The organism is Pseudomonas brenneri, from assembly GCF_007858285.1.
Lineage (GTDB): Bacteria > Pseudomonadota > Gammaproteobacteria > Pseudomonadales > Pseudomonadaceae > Aquipseudomonas > Aquipseudomonas brenneri.
Genome location: NZ_VFIL01000007.1, coordinates 229581 through 245034 on the forward strand (window position 1 = coordinate 229581; position 15454 = coordinate 245034).

A 15454-nucleotide genomic window follows, 5' to 3' on the forward strand; every position below is an offset into this window, starting at 1 on the left:
ACCCACGCACTGAATACGTGGCTGGCAAACGGAATTTTCAACCCAGTAGTTTTTCCACAAAAGACGCGACGAGGTTTTTCCCCATGGCACTGACACGCGAACAGCAAATTGCAGCCCTTGAAAAAGACTGGGCTGAAAACCCACGCTGGAAAGGCGTGACTCGCGCTTACTCCGCTGCTGACGTCGTCCGCCTGCGCGGCTCGGTTCAACCTGAGCACACCTTCGCAAAACTGGGCGCCGAGAAGCTGTGGAACCTGGTCACCCAGGGCGCCAAGCCGTCCTTCCGTCCCGAGAAAGATTTCGTCAACTGCATGGGCGCCCTGACCGGTGGCCAGGCTGTGCAACAAGTCAAGGCTGGCATCCAGGCGATCTACCTGTCCGGCTGGCAAGTGGCTGCGGACAACAACTCCGCCGAGTCCATGTACCCTGACCAGTCGCTGTACCCGGTGGACTCCGTGCCAACCGTGGTCAAGCGCATCAACAACTCGTTCCGCCGCGCCGACCAGATCCAGTGGAAAGCCGGTAAAGGTCCGGGCGACGAAGGCTACATCGACTACTTCGCGCCAATCGTGGCTGACGCCGAAGCCGGTTTCGGTGGCGTACTGAACGCCTACGAGCTGATGAAGAGCATGATCGAGGCAGGCGCTGCCGGTGTTCACTTCGAAGACCAACTGGCTTCCGTGAAAAAATGCGGCCACATGGGCGGCAAGGTACTGGTCCCGACCCAGGAAGCCGTACAGAAGCTGACCGCTGCCCGCCTGGCTGCTGACGTTGCCGGCACCCCGACCATCATCCTGGCCCGTACCGACGCCAACGCAGCTGATCTGCTGACGTCGGACTGCGACCCGTACGACCAGCCGTTCGTGACTGGCGAACGCACTCAGGAAGGCTTCTACAAAGTACGCGCCGGTCTCGACCAGGCGATCGCCCGTGGCCTGGCCTACGCACCGTACGCCGACCTGATCTGGTGCGAAACCGCCAAGCCAGACCTGGACGAAGCCCGTCGCTTCGCTGAAGCGATCAAAAAGGAATACCCGGACCAACTGCTGTCCTACAACTGCTCGCCTTCTTTCAACTGGAAGAAGAACCTGGACGACGCGACCATCGCCAAGTTCCAGCGCGAACTGTCCGCCATGGGCTACAAGCACCAGTTCATCACCCTGGCCGGCATTCACAACATGTGGCACAGCATGTTCAACCTGGCGCACGACTACGCCCGCAACGACATGACTGCCTACGTGAAGCTGCAAGAGCAGGAATTTGCCGACGCGTCCAAAGGTTACACCTTCGTGGCGCACCAGCAGGAAGTGGGCACTGGCTACTTCGACGACATGACCACCGTAATCCAGGGCGGCTCCTCGTCCGTGACCGCGCTGACCGGCTCGACCGAAGAAGAACAGTTTCACTAAGTGACCTGAGCACACGGCCATTGCGGGCCCGATAGAAAGCTAACCGCAGTGCCGCACAACCTGACGCCCCGACTGGTTCGGGGCGTTTTTTTGCCCCGAGAAAACCCTCCTGCCCCAGCGAAGATCAGAATCTCCCACAATAAAAATGCGACCAACCTGATGTTTTGCGCAAAACCTTGATCCAGAGCGGTATTCACTTAGGAAAAATCGGTTAAAAGTTGCGCGCTAGCAACTTGCGCCAAACGGGCAAGTAACAACAACTTCCCCCGCGACGCGCCCAACACCCGCTTAAAACTCTTGCAAACAATATTCATTATCATTTAGAGCATTAAAACTTCGTTACACCCTAAACAAAACACAATTGATTAAAATCAAGCTAATGCCCGCAGCGTCTGGGCTCCAGCCCCATAAAGGTGCACTATGTCCTTAATTCAGCGAATAAATTAGCTACAGGAATTTTACTTGCTAGGTGTTTAGCCATAAAATCACCGCGATTGATTGCGCTGCGACATATCGTCACTGCGTCGTTACTTTTTCGAGCTCAGAGACCTTTGCTCTCTGTTAAGGATTTCCAGCATGACCGAAGCGACAGGACTCATGGCCCACAACTGGGGCTTTGCCATTTTCCTCCTCGGTGTTGTCGGCCTTTGCGCCTTCATGCTCGGTGTTTCCAGCCTCCTCGGGTCAAAAGCCTGGGGCCGCAGCAAAAACGAACCGTTCGAGTCCGGCATGCTACCTACAGGTGGCGCCCGCTTGCGGCTCTCAGCCAAATTCTATCTGGTCGCGATGCTATTCGTGATCTTCGATATCGAAGCCCTCTTTCTCTTTGCCTGGTCTGTGTCTGTTCGCGAAAGCGGCTGGACCGGATTCGTCGAAGCTCTCGTTTTCATAGCAATTCTGTTGGCAGGCCTTGTCTACCTATTTCGAGTGGGCGCCCTTGACTGGGCTCCGGAAGCTCGTCGCAAGCGGCAAGCGAAGCTGAAACAATGAGGCTTTGGCGATGCAATACAATCTCACCAGGATCGACCCGGATGCTCCTAACGATCAGTACCCCATCGGCGAACGGGAAACCGTCTCCGATCCGTTAGAAGACCAAGTCCACAAAAACATCTACATGGGCAAGCTGGAAGACGTGCTGAGTGGCGCGGTCAACTGGGGGCGCAAGAATTCCCTGTGGCCGTACAACTTCGGCCTTTCGTGCTGCTACGTGGAAATGACCACCGCCTTCACGGCGCCCCATGACATCGCGCGCTTTGGCGCCGAAGTTATCCGGGCATCGCCGCGCCAGGCGGATTTCATGGTTATCGCCGGCACCTGCTTTATCAAGATGGCGCCGATCATCCAGCGTCTCTACGAGCAAATGCTCGAACCAAAGTGGGTGATCTCCATGGGTTCGTGCGCCAACTCCGGTGGCATGTACGACATCTACTCCGTGGTTCAGGGGGTGGACAAGTTCCTGCCCGTGGACGTCTACGTGCCTGGCTGCCCGCCCCGCCCTGAAGCATTCCTGCAAGGCTTGATGCTGCTGCAGGAATCGATTGGCAAGGAGCGTCGCCCGCTTTCCTGGGTCGTCGGCGATCAAGGCGTGTACCGCGCCGAGATGCCGTCGCAAAAGGAACAGCGCCGCGAACAGCGAATCGCAGTCACCAACCTGCGCAGCCCCGACGAAGTCTGATCCAGCACCGCTTCTTTTATAGAACGAAAACCTGGCTTCATTCTTTACGTTGACCGAAAGCGATAAAAAACCATGACTACAGGCAGTGCTCTGTACATCCCGCCTTATAAGGCAGACGACCAGGATGTGGTCGTCGAACTCAATAACCGTTTTGGCCCTGACGCCTTCACCGCCCAGGCCACGCGCACCGGTATGCCGGTGCTGTGGGTGGCGCGTGCCAAACTCGTCGAAGTCCTGACCTTCCTGCGCAACCTGCCCAAGCCGTACGTCATGCTCTATGACCTGCATGGCGTGGACGAGCGTCTGCGTACCAAGCGCCAGGGGCTGCCGAGCGGCGCCGACTTCACCGTGTTCTATCACCTGATGTCGCTGGAACGTAACAGCGACGTGATGATCAAGGTTGCCCTCTCGGAAAGCGACTTGAGCATCCCGACCGTGACCGGCATCTGGCCGAACGCCAGCTGGTACGAGCGTGAAGTCTGGGACATGTTCGGTATCGACTTCCCGGGCCACCCGCACCTGACGCGCATCATGATGCCGCCGACCTGGGAAGGTCACCCGCTGCGCAAGGACTTCCCGGCGCGCGCCACCGAATTCGACCCGTTCAGCCTGAACCTGGCCAAGCAGCAGCTTGAAGAAGAAGCCGCACGCTTCCGCCCGGAAGACTGGGGCATGAAGCGTTCCGGCACCAACGAGGACTACATGTTCCTCAACCTGGGCCCGAACCACCCTTCGGCCCACGGCGCATTCCGTATCATCCTGCAGTTGGACGGCGAGGAAATCGTCGACTGCGTGCCCGACATTGGCTACCACCACCGTGGTGCCGAGAAGATGGCCGAGCGCCAGTCCTGGCACAGTTTCATCCCGTACACCGACCGTATCGACTACCTCGGCGGCGTGATGAACAACCTGCCGTACGTGCTCTCGGTCGAGAAGCTGGCCGGCATCAAGGTCCCGGACCGCGTCGACACCATCCGCATCATGATGGCCGAGTTCTTCCGGATCACCAGCCACCTGCTGTTCCTGGGTACCTATATCCAGGACGTCGGCGCCATGACCCCGGTGTTCTTCACCTTCACCGACCGTCAGCGTGCGTACAAGGTCATCGAAGCCATCACGGGCTTCCGCCTGCACCCGGCCTGGTACCGCATCGGCGGTGTGGCCCACGACCTGCCGAACGGCTGGGAGCGCCTGGTCAAGGAGTTCATCGACTGGATGCCCAAGCGTCTGGACGAGTACCAGAAAGCCGCCCTGGACAACAGCATCCTCAAGGGTCGGACCATCGGCGTCGCTGCCTACAACACCAAAGAGGCCCTGGAATGGGGCGTCACCGGTGCGGGCTTGCGTTCGACGGGTTGCGATTTCGACCTGCGCAAGGCGCGTCCGTACTCCGGCTACGAGAACTTCGAGTTCGAAGTCCCGCTGGCGGCCAATGGCGATGCCTACGACCGTTGCATCGTGCGCGTCGAAGAAATGCGCCAGAGCCTGAAGATCATCGAGCAGTGCATGCGCAACATGCCGGCAGGCCCGTACAAGGCGGATCACCCGCTGACCACGCCGCCGCCTAAAGAGCGCACCCTGCAACACATCGAAACCCTGATCACGCACTTCCTGCAAGTCTCGTGGGGCCCGGTGATGCCGGCCAACGAGTCCTTCCAGATGATCGAAGCGACCAAGGGTATCAACAGTTATTACCTGACGAGCGATGGCGGCACCATGAGCTACCGCACCCGGATTCGCACCCCAAGCTTCCCGCACTTGCAGCAGATCCCTTCGGTGATCAAAGGCGAGATGGTCGCGGACTTGATTGCGTACCTGGGTAGTATCGATTTCGTTATGGCCGACGTGGACCGCTAAGCATGAACAGCACGCTTATCCAGACAGACCGTTTCACCTTGAGTGAAACCGAGCGCTCGGCCATCGAGCACGAGCTGCATCACTACGAAGATCCGCGCGCAGCGTCGATCGAAGCCTTGAAGATCGTCCAGAAGGAACGTGGCTGGGTGCCCGACGGCGCCCTCTACGCCATTGGCGAGATCCTCGGCATCCCGGCCAGCGACGTTGAAGGCGTGGCCACGTTCTACAGCCAGATCTTCCGCCAGCCGGTCGGCCGCCACATTATTCGCGTGTGCGACAGCATGGTCTGCTACATCGGCGGCCACGAGTCGGTGGTCGACGCGATCCAGAGCAAGCTGGGCATCGGCCTCGGCCAGACCACTGCAGACGGGCGTTTCACCCTGCTGCCGGTGTGCTGCCTGGGTAACTGCGACAAGGCGCCGGCGTTGATGATCGACGACGACACATTCGGCGACGTCCAGGCCTCTGGCGTCACCCAATTGCTTGAGGGCTACCCATGACCCTGACTTCCTTTGGCCCGGCCAACCTGATCAAGCGTTCGGCCGAAACCCACCCGCTGACCTGGCGCCTGCGTGACGACGGCGAGGCAGTATGGCTTGACGAGTACCAGGCCAAGAACGGTTATGCCGCAGCGCGCAAGGCTTTTTCCGACATGGCCCAGGACGATATCGTCCAGACCGTGAAGGATGCCGGCCTCAAGGGTCGCGGCGGTGCTGGCTTCCCCACGGGTGTGAAGTGGGGCCTGATGCCCAAGGACGAATCCATCAACATCCGCTACTTGCTGTGCAACGCGGATGAAATGGAGCCCAACACCTGGAAAGACCGCATGCTGATGGAGCAACTGCCCCATCTTCTGATCGAGGGCATGCTGATCAGTGCCCGCGCGCTGAAAACCTACCGTGGCTATATCTTCCTGCGTGGCGAATACACCACCGCCGCCAAGCACCTGAACCGTGCCGTGGAAGAAGCCAAGGCCGCAGGCCTGTTGGGCAAGAACATCCTCGGTTCGGGTTTTGACTTCGAGCTGTTCGTGCACACCGGCGCCGGGCGTTATATCTGCGGTGAAGAAACCGCCCTGATCAACTCCCTTGAAGGCCGCCGTGCCAACCCGCGTTCCAAGCCGCCCTTCCCTGCCGCCGTGGGCGTGTGGGGCAAGCCGACCTGCGTGAACAACGTCGAGACCCTGTGCAACGTGCCGGCGATCATCGCCGACGGCGTGGACTGGTACAAATCCCTGGCCCGCGAAGGCAGCGAAGACATGGGCACCAAGCTCATGGGCTTCTCCGGCAAGGTCAAGAACCCGGGCCTGTGGGAACTGCCATTCGGCGTGACCGCCCGCGAGCTGTTTGAGGACTACGCCGGCGGCATGCGCGACGGCTACACCCTGAAAGCCTGGCAGCCAGGCGGCGCCGGTACCGGCTTCCTGCTCCCTGAACACCTCGACGCACAAATGTATGCCGGCGGCATCGGCAAGGTAGGCACCCGGATGGGTACCGGCCTGGCGATGGCGGTGGACAATACCGTGAACATGGTGTCGTTGCTGCGCAACATGGAGCAGTTCTTCGCCCGTGAATCCTGTGGTTTCTGCACCCCGTGCCGCGATGGCCTGCCATGGAGCGTCAAGCTCCTGATGTCCATCGAGAAAGGCGAAGGCCAGCCGGGGGATATCGAGACCCTGCTGGGCCTGGTCGGTTTCCTCGGCCCTGGCAAGACCTTCTGTGCTCACGCACCGGGTGCCGTGGAGCCACTGGGCAGCGCAATCAAGTACTTCCGCTCGGAGTTCGAAGCCGGCATCGCGCCCAAAAGCGCCGCCGTCCCGCCTCTGGCAAAGCCGATCGTAGTCGGCGCGTAACGCTTCAATAAGCGAAGGGTCCGTGCCCTTCGCTTTGTCATGTGCTGACGCCTTGAAGGCTGTGTTGATGCACATGAATAACAAGATTCCATTAGCCACGCCCGCTGACAACGGGCCAACGAAGAACTTTGAACCATGGCCACTATCCACGTAGACGGCAAAGCGCTCGAAGTCGATGGGGCAGACAACCTGTTACAGGCGTGTCTGTCACTAGGCCTCGACATCCCTTATTTCTGCTGGCACCCCGCGCTTGGTAGCGTCGGTGCCTGTCGCCAGTGTGCGGTCAAGCAGTACACCGACGAGAACGACACCCGTGGTCGTATCGTCATGTCCTGCATGACCCCAGCCACCGACAACACCTGGATCTCCATCGAAGATGAAGAGTCCAAGGCGTTCCGCGCCAGCGTTGTCGAATGGCTGATGACCAACCACCCCCACGACTGCCCGGTCTGTGAGGAAGGCGGTCACTGCCACCTGCAAGACATGACGGTGATGACCGGCCACAACGAGCGCCGTTATCGCTTCACCAAGCGTACCCACCAGAACCAGGAACTGGGCCCGTTCATTTCCCACGAAATGAACCGCTGCATCGCCTGCTACCGCTGCGTGCGTTTCTATAAAGACTACGCCGGCGGCACCGACCTGGGCGTCTTCGGTGCCCACGACAACGTGTACTTCGGTCGCGTTGAAGACGGCGTGCTCGAAAGCGAATTCTCCGGCAACCTCACCGAGGTCTGCCCGACCGGTGTGTTCACCGACAAGACCCACTCCGAGCGCTACAACCGCAAGTGGGACATGCAGTTCGCCCCGAGCATCTGCCATGGCTGCTCCAGCGGTTGCAACATTTCCCCGGGCGAGCGCTACGGGGAACTGCGTCGCATCGAAAACCGCTTCAACGGTTCGGTCAACCAGTACTTCCTGTGCGACCGTGGCCGTTTCGGCTATGGCTACGTCAACCGCGAAGACCGTCCGCGTCAGCCACTGCTGCCCGATGGTGCCAAGCTGAGCCTGGACGACGCGCTGGATAAAGCCGCCGACCTGCTGCGCGGCCGTAACATCGTCGGTATCGGTTCGCCGCGAGCCAGCCTCGAAAGCAACTACGCGTTGCGCGAACTGGTCGGTGCCGAGCACTTCTACAGCGGTATCGAAGCCGCTGAACTGGAGCGCATCCGCCTGGTCCTGCAGGTGCTGAACGACAGCCCGCTGCCCGTGCCGAACATGCGCGACATCGAAGACCACGATGCGATCTTCGTCCTCGGTGAAGACCTGACCCAGACCGCCGCCCGTGTGGCACTGTCCCTGCGTCAGTCGGTCAAAGGCAAGGCCGAAGAAATGGCCGACGCCATGCGCGTCCAGCCGTGGCTTGACGCCGCCGTGAAAAACATCGGCCAGCACGCGCTGAACCCGCTGTTTATCGCAAGCCTGGCTGAAACCAAGCTCGACGATATCGCCGAAGAGTGCGTGCACGCAGCGCCAGACGACCTGGCCCGCATCGGTTTCGCCGTGGCCCACGCCCTTGACGCCAGCGCGCCTGCCGTCGAAGGCCTGGACGCAGAAGCCGTGGCCCTGGCCCAGCGCATCGCCGACGCCCTGCTGGCGGCCAAGCGTCCTTTGATCATTGCCGGTACCTCGTTGGGTTCCAAGGCGCTGATCGAGGCCGCAGCCAACATCGCCAAGGCCCTCAAGCTGCGCGACAAGAACGGCTCCATCAGCCTGGTTGTACCGGAAGCCAACAGCCTTGGCCTGGCCATGCTCGGCGGCGAATCCGTGGACGCAGCCCTGCAAGCGGTGATCGACGGCAATGCCGACGCCATTGTGGTGCTGGAAAACGATCTGTACACCCGCACCGATGCCGCCAAGGTTGACGCTGCACTGAACGCCGCCAAAGTGCTGATCGTCGCCGACCACCAGAAGACCGCCACCAGCGACCGTGCCCACCTGGTGCTGCCAGCCGCCACCTTCGCCGAAGGCGACGGTACCCTGGTCAGCCAGGAAGGCCGCGCCCAGCGCTTCTTCCAGGTGTTCGATCCGAAGTACATGGACGCCAGCATCCTGGTTCACGAAGGCTGGCGCTGGCTGCATGCCCTGCGCGCAACCCTGCTGAACCAGCCGATCGACTGGACCCAGCTCGACCACGTCACCGCAGCCGTCGCCTCCAGCGCACCGCAACTGGCGCGTATCGTCGATGCCGCACCGTCCGCCGCGTTCCGCATCAAGGGCATGAAACTGGCCCGTGAACCGCTGCGTTACTCCGGGCGTACCGCCATGCGCGCTGACATCAGCGTGCACGAACCGCGTACTCCACAAGACAACGACACCGCGTTCGCCTTCTCCATGGAAGGTTACTCGGGTTCGGTCGAGCCACGTCAGCAGGTGCCTTTCGCCTGGTCGCCGGGCTGGAACTCGCCGCAGGCCTGGAACAAGTTCCAGGACGAAGTCGGTGGTCATATCCGCGCTGGCGACCCGGGCACCCGCCTGATCGAAAGCACCGGTGACTCGCTGAACTGGTTCGCTGGTGTGCCGCGTCCGTTCAACCCGGCCCAGGGCACCTGGCAGGTTGTGCCGTTCTTCCACCTGTTCGGCAGCGAAGAGAACTCTTCCAAGGCCGCGCCGGTGCAAGAGCGCATCCCGGCGGCCTACGTGGCGCTGGCCAAGTCCGAAGCCGACCGCCTGGGCGTCAACGACGGTGCCCTGCTCAGCTTGAACGTAGCCGGCCAGACCCTGCGTCTGCCGCTGCGCATCAACGACGAGTTGGGTGCTGGCCTGGTTGCCCTGCCAAAAGGCATCGCCGGCATTCCGCCGGCGATCTTCGGCCACACCGTTGACGGTCTGCAGGAGGCAGCGCAATGACTTGGTTCACTCCTGAAGTGATCGACGTGATCATCTCGGTGGTCAAGGCCATCGTGATCCTGCTGGCCGTGGTGGTCGCGGGCGCCCTGCTCAGCTTCGTCGAACGTCGCCTGCTGGGCTGGTGGCAGGACCGTTATGGTCCGAACCGCGTAGGCCCGTTCGGCATGTTCCAGATCGCTGCCGACATGCTGAAAATGTTCTTCAAGGAAGACTGGACCCCACCGTTTGCCGACAAGGTGATCTTCACCCTGGCACCGGTCGTGGCCATGAGCGCCTTGCTGATTGCCTTCGCAATCATCCCGATCACCCCGACCTGGGGCGTGGCGGACCTGAACATCGGCTTGCTGTTCTTCTTCGCCATGGCCGGTTTGTCGGTCTACGCGGTGCTGTTCGCCGGTTGGGCCAGTAACAACAAGTTCGCCCTGCTGGGCAGCTTGCGGGCCTCGGCCCAGACTGTGTCCTACGAAGTGTTCATGGGCCTGGCGCTGATGGGCATCGTGGTGCAGGTTGGCTCGTTCAACATGCGCGACATCGTCGAGTACCAGGCGCAGAACCTGTGGTTCATCATCCCGCAGTTCTTTGGCTTCTGTACCTTCTTCATCGCTGGCGTGGCCGTGACTCACCGTCACCCCTTCGACCAACCGGAAGCGGAACAGGAACTGGCCGACGGCTACCACATTGAATACGCCGGCATGAAATGGGGCATGTTCTTCGTCGGTGAGTACATCGGCATCATCTTGATCTCGGCCCTGCTGGTCACGCTGTTCTTCGGCGGCTGGCACGGTCCGTTCGGCATCCTGCCGCAGTTGGCGTTCTTCTGGTTCTTCCTCAAGACCGCGTTCTTCATCATGTTGTTTATCCTGCTGCGCGCTTCCATTCCGCGCCCACGATACGACCAGGTGATGGATTTCAGCTGGCGCTTCTGCCTGCCGCTGACCCTGATCAATTTGCTGGTGACTGCTGCCGTTGTGTTGTTGAACACGCCAGCGGGCGCGGTTCAGTGAGGATTTGACCCATGTTCAAATATATTGGCGACATCGTTAAGGGTACCGGTACCCAGTTGCGAAGCCTGGTGATGGTTTTCGGCCATGGCTTTCGCAAACGCGACACCCTGCAATACCCGGAAGAAGCGGTGTACCTGCCGCCGCGCTATCGCGGCCGTATCGTGCTGACCCGCGACCCCGACGGCGAAGAGCGTTGTGTAGCCTGCAACCTGTGCGCCGTGGCGTGCCCGGTGGGCTGTATTTCCCTGCAGAAAGCTGAAACCGAAGACGGTCGCTGGTACCCGGACTTCTTCCGCATCAACTTCTCGCGCTGCATTTTCTGCGGCCTGTGCGAGGAAGCTTGCCCGACCACCGCGATCCAGCTGACACCGGATTTCGAGATGGCCGAGTTCAAACGTCAGGACCTGGTGTACGAGAAAGAAGATCTGCTGATCTCCGGTCCCGGTAAAAACCCTGATTACAACTTCTATCGTGTTGCAGGTATGGCCGTTGCCGGTAAGCCGAAGGGCGCCGCACAAAACGAAGCCGAGCCGATCAACGTGAAGAGCTTGCTGCCTTAAGGAAGAAAGATGGAATTCGCTTTCTATTTCGCATCGGGTATTGCAGTGGTGTCCACGCTTCGCGTGATCACCAACACCAACCCCGTGCACGCCCTGCTCTACCTGATCATTTCGCTGATCGCCGTGGCCATGACCTTTTTCAGCCTCGGCGCACCGTTTGCCGGTGTCCTGGAAGTGATCGCCTACGCTGGCGCCATCATGGTGCTGTTCGTGTTTGTGGTGATGATGCTCAACCTGGGGCCCGCTTCGGTCGCCCAGGAACGCGTCTGGCTCAAGCCCGGCATCTGGCTTGGCCCGGTGATCCTGGCAGCCCTGCTGCTGGCTGAACTGCTGTATGTACTGTTCGCTCACCAGAGCGGCCAGGCCATCGGCCACACCACCGTAGACGCCAAGGCCGTGGGCATCAGCCTGTTCGGCCCGTACCTGCTGGTGGTCGAACTGGCTTCGATGCTGCTGCTCGCTGCAGCCATCACTGCCTTCCACTTGGGCCGCAACGAAGCCAAGGAGCAATGACGATGCCTGCTATCCCTTTGGAGCATGGTCTGGCGGTTGCCGGCATCCTGTTCTGCCTTGGCCTGGTCGGCCTGATGGTTCGCCGTAACATCCTGTTTGTGTTGATGAGCCTGGAAATCATGATGAACGCTGCTGCACTGGCCTTCATCGTGGCGGGTGCGCGTTGGGGCCAGCCGGATGGACAAGTGATGTTCATCCTGGTGATCAGCCTGGCAGCCGCCGAGGCCAGTATTGGCCTGGCGATCCTGCTGCAACTGTATCGTCGCTTCCACACGCTTGATATCGACGCTGCCAGTGAGATGCGCGGATGAACATGATCTTTCTGACTTTCGTATTCCCCCTGATCGGTTTCCTGCTGCTGTCGTTCTCCCGTGGACGCTGGTCGGAAAACCTCTCGGCCCTGGTCGGCGTGGGTTCCATTGGCCTGTCGGCGATTGTTGCCGCCTACGTCATCTGGCAATTCAACGTTGCACCGCCCGAAGCCGGTCACTACACCCTGGTGCTGTGGCAGTGGATGGCGGTCGAGGGCTTCAAGCCTGACTTCGCCCTCTACGTCGATGGCCTGTCGATCACCATGCTCGGCGTGGTGGTGGGCGTGGGCTTCCTGATCCACCTGTTCGCGTCCTGGTACATGCGCGGTGAAGCCGGCTACTCGCGCTTCTTCGCCTACACCAACCTGTTTATCGCCAGCATGCTGTTCCTGGTGCTGGGCGATAACCTGTTGTTCCTGTACTTCGGCTGGGAAGGCGTGGGCCTGTGCTCGTACCTGTTGATCGGTTTCTACTACAGCAACCGCAACAACGGTAATGCGGCACTCAAGGCCTTTGTCGTGACCCGGATCGGCGACGTGTTCATGGCCATCGGCTTGTTCATCCTGTTCCAACAGGTGGGCACGCTGAATATCCAGGAACTGCTGGTGCTGGCACCGCAGAAATTCCAGGTCGGCGACTTCTGGATCACCCTGGCAACCCTGATGCTGCTGGGTGGCGCTGTCGGTAAATCGGCACAACTGCCCCTGCAAACCTGGCTGGCAGACGCCATGGCCGGTCCTACCCCGGTGTCGGCACTGATCCACGCCGCTACCATGGTGACCGCCGGTGTCTACCTGATCGCCCGTACCCACGGCCTGTTCACCCTGGCGCCGGAGATTCTGCATCTGGTGGGCCTGGTAGGTGGCGTGACCCTGGTCCTGGCCGGCTTCGCCGCGCTGGTGCAGACCGACATCAAGCGGATCCTCGCCTACTCGACCATGAGCCAGATCGGCTACATGTTCCTGGCCCTGGGCGTCGGCGCCTGGGACGGCGCGATCTTCCACCTGATGACCCACGCCTTCTTCAAGGCCCTGCTGTTCCTGGCGTCCGGTGCGGTGATCGTTGCCTGCCATCACGAGCAGAACATCTTCAAGATGGGCGGCCTGTGGAAGAAACTGCCGTTGGCCTACGCCAGCTTCATCGTCGGTGGTGCCGCGCTTGCAGCCCTGCCACTGGTGACCGCAGGTTTCTACTCGAAAGACGAAATCCTCTGGGAAGCCTTTGCCAGCGGTAACCAAGGCCTGCTGTACGCCGGTCTGGTGGGTGCGTTCATGACCTCGCTGTACACCTTCCGCCTGATCTTCATCACCTTCCACGGTGAAGCCAAGACTGAAGCGCACGCAGGCCACGGCATCTCCCACTGGCTGCCACTGTCGGTGCTGATCATCCTGTCGACCTTCGTCGGCGCCATGATCACCCCGCCACTGGCTGGCGTACTGCCACAAAGCGTCGGGCATGCCGGCGGCGATGCCAAGCACAGCCTGGAAATCGCCTCGGGCGCCATTGCCATCGCCGGTATCCTACTGGCGGCCCTGCTGTTCCTCGGCAAGCGTCGCTTCGTGACTGCCGTGGCCAACAGCGGCATTGGCCGCTTCCTTTCGGCCTGGTGGTTCGCCGCCTGGGGCTTCGACTGGATCTACGACAAACTGTTCGTCAAGCCTTACCTTGCGATCAGCCATGTACTGCGCAAAGACCCGCTCGACCAGACCATTGGTTTGATCCCGCGTGCTGCCAAGGCCGGCCACACCGCCCTGAGCCGCACCGAGACAGGCCAATTGCGTTGGTATGCAGCTTCCATGGCGGCCGGTGCCGTGCTGGTGATCGGCGCCATCGTAGTGGTAGCGGTCTGATATGAACTTTGCGAACTTGCGAAAGGAAACGAGCCCGTCATGATTCTGCCCTGGCTAATCCTGATCCCCTTTATCGGCGGCCTGCTCTGCTGGATGGGTGAACGCTTCGGCGCCACCCTGCCCCGCTGGATTGCGTTGCTGACCATGTCCCTGGAACTCGCACTCGGCCTCTGGCTGTGGGCCCATGGCGACTATTCATTTGCTCCGGCACCGGGTGTCGATCCAACCTTCGCGCTTGAATTCAAGCACGTCTGGATCGAGCGCTTCGGCATCAACGTGCACCTGGCCCTCGACGGCCTGTCGCTGTTGATGATCCTGCTGACCGGCCTGCTGGGTATCCTCTCGGTACTTTGCTCCTGGAAAGAAATCGAGCGTCACGTGGGCTTCTTCCACCTGAACCTGATGTGGATCCTGGGCGGCGTGGTTGGCGTGTTCCTCGCCCTCGACCTGTTCATGTTCTTCTTCTTCTGGGAAATGATGCTGGTGCCGATGTACTTCCTCATCGCGCTCTGGGGTCACAGTTCTTCGGACGGCAAGAAAACCCGGATCTACGCGGCAACCAAGTTCTTCATCTTCACCCAGGCTTCCGGCCTGATCATGTTGGTGGCGATCCTGGGCCTGGTCCTGGTCAACTTCAACAACACCGGCGTGATTACCTTCAACTACGCCGACCTGTTGAAAACCAAGATGTCGATGACTACCGAGTACATTCTCATGCTCGGTTTCTTCATCGCCTTCGCGGTGAAGCTGCCGGTGGTGCCGTTCCACTCCTGGCTGCCTGACGCTCACGCACAGGCGCCAACCGCAGGTTCCGTGGACCTGGCCGGTATCCTGTTGAAGACGGCGGCCTACGGCCTGCTGCGTTTCGCCCTGCCGCTGTTCCCGAATGCTTCGGCCGAATTTGCGCCGATCGCCATGACCCTGGGTCTGATCGGGATCTTCTACGGCGCATTCCTGGCCTTCGCGCAAACCGACATCAAGCGTCTGATTGCCTTCTCGTCCGTTTCCCACATGGGTTTCGTACTGATCGGCATCTACTCCGGCAGCCAGCTGGCGTTGCAAGGCGCAGTGATCCAGATGTTGGCCCACGGTGTTTCAGCCGCCGCACTGTTTATCCTCAGTGGCCAGTTGTACGAGCGCCTGCACACCCGTGACATGCGTGAGATGGGCGGCATCTGGTCGCGTATCGCCTACCTGCCGGCGATCAGCCTGTTCTTTGCCGCCGCGTCCCTGGGCTTGCCGGGTACGGGTAACTTTGTCGGTGAGTTCCTGATCCTGATGGGCAGCTTCGTCAGTGCGCCATGGATCACCGCGATTGCCACTTCCGGCCTGGTGTTCGGTTCGGTCTACTCGCTGATCATGATCCACCGCGCCTACTTCGGCCCGACCAAGTCGGACGCCGTCCTCAAAGGGATGGATGCTCGCGAACTGATCATGGTGCTCGGCCTTGCGGTACTGCTGGTGTACATCGGCGTGTATCCGCAACCGTTCCTCGACACCTCTGCCGCCACGATGCATGGCGTGCAGCAGTGGTTGAGCACCGCCTTCACTCAACTCGCTTCGGCCCGGTAAG

At 60.6% G+C, this 15454-nt stretch carries 13 protein-coding genes; all 13 read left to right on the forward strand.

Annotated features, from left to right (window positions below; all coding sequences use genetic code 11):
- Positions 1-83 precede the first annotated feature (83 nt).
- The 13 genes from aceA to nuoM all read left to right on the forward strand — a co-directional run bounded on the left by aceA (position 84) and on the right by nuoM (position 15453).
- Complete coding sequence (gene aceA, locus FJD34_RS17515) at positions 84-1409, forward strand: isocitrate lyase (RefSeq protein WP_007946425.1); 1326 nt, start codon at positions 84-86, stop codon at positions 1407-1409.
- Between the two features lie 576 nt (positions 1410-1985).
- Complete coding sequence (locus tag FJD34_RS17520) at positions 1986-2399, forward strand: NADH-quinone oxidoreductase subunit A (RefSeq protein ID WP_003219575.1); 414 nt, start codon at positions 1986-1988, stop codon at positions 2397-2399.
- A 10-nt stretch (positions 2400-2409) separates the two neighbouring features.
- A complete protein-coding gene (locus FJD34_RS17525) occupies positions 2410-3084 on the forward strand; it encodes a NuoB/complex I 20 kDa subunit family protein (protein ID WP_012724951.1) in 675 nt (224 codons plus the stop codon).
- Positions 3085-3156: 72 nt separating this feature from the next.
- Positions 3157-4941: an NADH-quinone oxidoreductase subunit C/D gene (gene nuoC, locus FJD34_RS17530; RefSeq protein ID WP_032857382.1), complete on the forward strand. Its 1785-nt coding sequence runs from the start codon at positions 3157-3159 to the stop codon at positions 4939-4941.
- A 2-nt stretch (positions 4942-4943) separates the two neighbouring features.
- Positions 4944-5441, forward strand: a complete 498-nt coding sequence (gene nuoE / locus FJD34_RS17535) for an NADH-quinone oxidoreductase subunit NuoE (RefSeq protein ID WP_029293358.1) — start codon at positions 4944-4946, stop codon at positions 5439-5441.
- On the forward strand, positions 5438-6793 hold the full coding sequence (nuoF, locus tag FJD34_RS17540) for an NADH-quinone oxidoreductase subunit NuoF (protein WP_090291413.1): 1356 nt from the start codon (positions 5438-5440) through the stop codon (positions 6791-6793). The genes nuoE and nuoF overlap by 4 nt, the downstream gene beginning before the upstream one ends.
- A gap of 135 nt (positions 6794-6928) precedes the next feature.
- A complete protein-coding gene (gene nuoG, locus FJD34_RS17545) occupies positions 6929-9643 on the forward strand; it encodes an NADH-quinone oxidoreductase subunit NuoG (RefSeq protein ID WP_090291414.1) in 2715 nt (904 codons plus the stop codon).
- A complete protein-coding gene (gene nuoH / locus FJD34_RS17550) occupies positions 9640-10647 on the forward strand; it encodes an NADH-quinone oxidoreductase subunit NuoH (RefSeq protein ID WP_017737147.1) in 1008 nt (335 codons plus the stop codon). The genes nuoG and nuoH overlap by 4 nt, the downstream gene beginning before the upstream one ends.
- Before the next feature lie 11 nt (positions 10648-10658).
- Positions 10659-11207 carry an NADH-quinone oxidoreductase subunit NuoI gene (gene nuoI / locus FJD34_RS17555; protein ID WP_003174725.1) on the forward strand — a complete coding sequence of 183 codons (549 nt, stop codon included), beginning with the start codon at positions 10659-10661 and terminating at the stop codon, positions 11205-11207.
- A 9-nt stretch (positions 11208-11216) separates the two neighbouring features.
- The gene (gene nuoJ / locus FJD34_RS17560; protein ID WP_017476146.1) at positions 11217-11720 is read left to right on the forward strand and encodes an NADH-quinone oxidoreductase subunit J; all 504 of its coding nucleotides are present in this window, start codon (positions 11217-11219) and stop codon (positions 11718-11720) included.
- A 2-nt stretch (positions 11721-11722) separates the two neighbouring features.
- A complete protein-coding gene (gene nuoK / locus FJD34_RS17565; RefSeq protein WP_003174727.1) occupies positions 11723-12031 on the forward strand; it encodes an NADH-quinone oxidoreductase subunit NuoK in 309 nt (102 codons plus the stop codon).
- Complete coding sequence (gene nuoL / locus FJD34_RS17570) at positions 12028-13881, forward strand: NADH-quinone oxidoreductase subunit L (protein ID WP_032857391.1); 1854 nt, start codon at positions 12028-12030, stop codon at positions 13879-13881. Before nuoK ends, nuoL begins: the two co-directional genes overlap by 4 nt.
- A 39-nt stretch (positions 13882-13920) precedes the next feature.
- The gene (gene nuoM / locus FJD34_RS17575; RefSeq protein WP_029293337.1) at positions 13921-15453 is read left to right on the forward strand and encodes an NADH-quinone oxidoreductase subunit M; all 1533 of its coding nucleotides are present in this window, start codon (positions 13921-13923) and stop codon (positions 15451-15453) included.
- The last annotated feature ends 1 nt before the right edge of the window (position 15454 follow it).

Bases quoted from the DNA above. Each gene is read 5' to 3' on its own strand.
- FJD34_RS17520 (WP_003219575.1), top strand. From the start codon at position 1,986: ATGACCGAAGCGACAGGACTCATGGCCCACAACTGGGGCTTTGCCATT.
- nuoF (WP_090291413.1), top strand. From the start codon at position 5,438: ATGACCCTGACTTCCTTTGGCCCGGCCAACCTGATCAAGCGTTCGGCC.
- nuoC (WP_032857382.1), top strand. From the start codon at position 3,157: ATGACTACAGGCAGTGCTCTGTACATCCCGCCTTATAAGGCAGACGAC.
- nuoK (WP_003174727.1), top strand. From the start codon at position 11,723: ATGCCTGCTATCCCTTTGGAGCATGGTCTGGCGGTTGCCGGCATCCTG.
- nuoE (WP_029293358.1), top strand. From the start codon at position 4,944: ATGAACAGCACGCTTATCCAGACAGACCGTTTCACCTTGAGTGAAACC.
- nuoM (WP_029293337.1), top strand. From the start codon at position 13,921: ATGATTCTGCCCTGGCTAATCCTGATCCCCTTTATCGGCGGCCTGCTC.
- nuoG (WP_090291414.1), top strand. From the start codon at position 6,929: ATGGCCACTATCCACGTAGACGGCAAAGCGCTCGAAGTCGATGGGGCA.
- nuoL (WP_032857391.1), top strand. From the start codon at position 12,028: ATGAACATGATCTTTCTGACTTTCGTATTCCCCCTGATCGGTTTCCTG.
- FJD34_RS17525 (WP_012724951.1), top strand. From the start codon at position 2,410: ATGCAATACAATCTCACCAGGATCGACCCGGATGCTCCTAACGATCAG.
- aceA (WP_007946425.1), top strand. From the start codon at position 84: ATGGCACTGACACGCGAACAGCAAATTGCAGCCCTTGAAAAAGACTGG.
- nuoH (WP_017737147.1), top strand. From the start codon at position 9,640: ATGACTTGGTTCACTCCTGAAGTGATCGACGTGATCATCTCGGTGGTC.
- nuoI (WP_003174725.1), top strand. From the start codon at position 10,659: ATGTTCAAATATATTGGCGACATCGTTAAGGGTACCGGTACCCAGTTG.
- nuoJ (WP_017476146.1), top strand. From the start codon at position 11,217: ATGGAATTCGCTTTCTATTTCGCATCGGGTATTGCAGTGGTGTCCACG.